The organism is Mesorhizobium sp. M4B.F.Ca.ET.017.02.2.1, assembly GCF_003998955.1.
GTDB lineage: Bacteria > Pseudomonadota > Alphaproteobacteria > Rhizobiales > Rhizobiaceae > Mesorhizobium > Mesorhizobium abyssinicae.
In genome coordinates, this window is record NZ_RZOF01000553.1 from 1 (window position 1) to 2,283 (window position 2,283).

Here is a 2,283-nt window from a genome sequence, read left to right on the forward strand (position 1 = left end):
AGCGGCTCGCGCGCCCGCGAATAGGGAAGGGAGAGGGCCGGCGACTGCTCCGGGCGCAGGAACAGCGTGCGGTTGGTGGTGGCGTCGAGGAAGGCGCGGTCGTGGCTGGCAATCACCACCGGCACCTCGCGCGGCAGCGCGTTCAGCCAGTTTTCCAGCTGGCCGATTTTCGCCAGGTCGAGATGGTTCGTCGGCTCGTCGAGCAGGAGCACGTTCGGATCGGTGACCCAGACGCGGGCGATCAGCGCCAGCCGCTGCCAGCCGCCGCTCAAAGCGCGCATCGCCCTTTCGCGCATGGGCTCCGGCACGTCGAGGGAGTCGAGAACTACATCGACCCGCCACAGCTCACTATCGGCCCGGTCGGGCGGCAAGGCATCGGCCACCACCTGATGGAAGGTCCGATCGAGAAGCGCGTCGGGGACTGATTGCTCGACATGGCCGACGCGCAGGCCGCGCGACCGGGTGATGTCGCCGCTGGTGGCTTCCAACTCGCCGGTCAGGCATTTGAGCAGGGTGGATTTGCCGCGGCCGTTAGCGGCGACGATGCCGAGCCGGTCGCCGGCGGCGATGGTGAGGTCGAGATTGGAAAACAGCGGCGCACTCATGGTGACGCCGAGGGATTTGAGGCTGATCAGGGCCATAACGATTTCTCTGGTCTTGCCGGGAACCGGCTGATGCACTTTGACGGTCCGCTGGCTGATCAACGGATCAGCTTAGCGGCACCACGAAGGGCAGACCAAAAATCGAAACGGGAAAACCCGGACCGTCCGGTCAGCCCTGCAAGCAAGCTCGCAGGGCGCAAATCGGGCCACGCTGACGATGGTGATCGATAAACACGCAGCCCTCCTTTCAAGACGTTCGAGTTGACGATTGGGTACACCGGGGGAGGGCCAATGGCAATGGGTCGGCAGACTTCGGGTCAGACGGACCTCAAATGGCCACCGCTCACTCCGTACTCCTTATTCAAGTCGAGTAAGAAGTGGCCGAACACCGCGCTTTTGCCGCGATCGACGACGATGACCAGAAGGGTGTTGAAGCGGCCGGTACCGATCAGAACCTGATCGAACCGACTTAGCGCGTCCCGATAGACATAGTGGACGTCGTTCAAATAGGGCAGGCCGATTTCATCCAAATCCAACGCGTCGGCATATTGCCATATGTCCACGACTGCCTCCGCGGTGGCGGTTACGTCCTGCATAGGCTCGACGAAACAGACTTTGAATTCGTCTTCCTGAAGTCTGCGAACAACGACCATCGAGGTGAGAGTTTGACGCCGATGGGAGCCCGGTTAAGGATATAGACTTTACGGATCGTGGAAGGTCAGATGTGCGTACCAACACACACGACCATTCGTCGGTGTTGACTTCGATGGGCTGGATCTGAAATGAACGAGGAAATAAATCAAAACGAATATACATCAATATTCGAAAGCATCCGTAGAAGTTCGACAGGTGATATTCGATTTAGATACACATGGATCACGCTTATATTAGATTCACCTTCGTTTGCGGAAGATATTCTTGCAAAAATTAATAATAACTCAGTGATATCTAAGGACGAGTTTCTTCTTTTAGAAGAATATGTCCTGCAAATAATTAGTCTATGCGCGATAGCAGACGATGGCTCCGTCTTGGTGGATTTCGATGTGGAATAGACAGATCAGCTTAACGAATGTGCTCGCTGACGGTCTTCCCGAAATCGGTGATATTGGTACCTTATAGGCTACATCGATCACCGATGCTCTATAGAGATGGCTCCGTTTTTCGACGGGCCGTTACTTCCCCGGTCGCCCCGTCTTGCCCGGCCGGCGCTTCTCGCGGCGGGCATCGCCTGGGTCTTCGTAGGAGCCGATGCCGGCGCGCTGGCGAACGATTGGTTTAGGGGAATCGTCGCGTTCCTTCGCGCCCCCCTCTGTCCTGCCGGACATCTCCCCCACATGGGGGGAGATTGGCTTTGGTTTTGCCGGCACTTTTCCTTCGACCGGCTTTTCGGTCCGCCGCACTGTCATCTCGTCGAGCGAGTTCTTCTTGAACAGAGGTTTGGTGGGCTCGCCGGGGATGCCGAAGTCGGAGCCGTGCGCCTCCTGCGCCGACTGCTTCTTGAACAGCGAGCGCGACACGGCACCCGCGGGCGTCGGCATGTCGGTGCCGGGGCCCATGTCGTCGATCGACGGTTTGGCGAACAGTGGCTTCTTCACCGGCACGGCGCCGTCGGCGCCCATTTCGTCGAGTTGCGGCTTGCGGAAGAGGGTGGGCCGGGCAGCCTTGGCAGCCGCTTCCGCGG

General features: G+C 59.0%; 2 protein-coding genes and 1 pseudogene. All 3 read right to left on the minus strand.

What is annotated here, in order from left to right:
- The coding region (locus EN738_RS33640) for an ATP-binding cassette domain-containing protein (RefSeq protein WP_145967029.1) at positions 1-641 on the minus strand (641 nt) is incomplete at its 3' end.
- Between the two features lie 278 nt (positions 642-919).
- Positions 920-1,165 carry a hypothetical protein gene (locus EN738_RS33645; RefSeq protein WP_189524269.1) on the minus strand — a complete coding sequence of 82 codons (246 nt, stop codon included), beginning with the start codon at positions 1,163-1,165 and terminating at the stop codon, positions 920-922.
- A 609-nt stretch (positions 1,166-1,774) separates the two neighbouring features.
- Positions 1,775-2,283: pseudogene (locus EN738_RS33650) on the minus strand (excinuclease ABC subunit B); the annotation flags it as partial.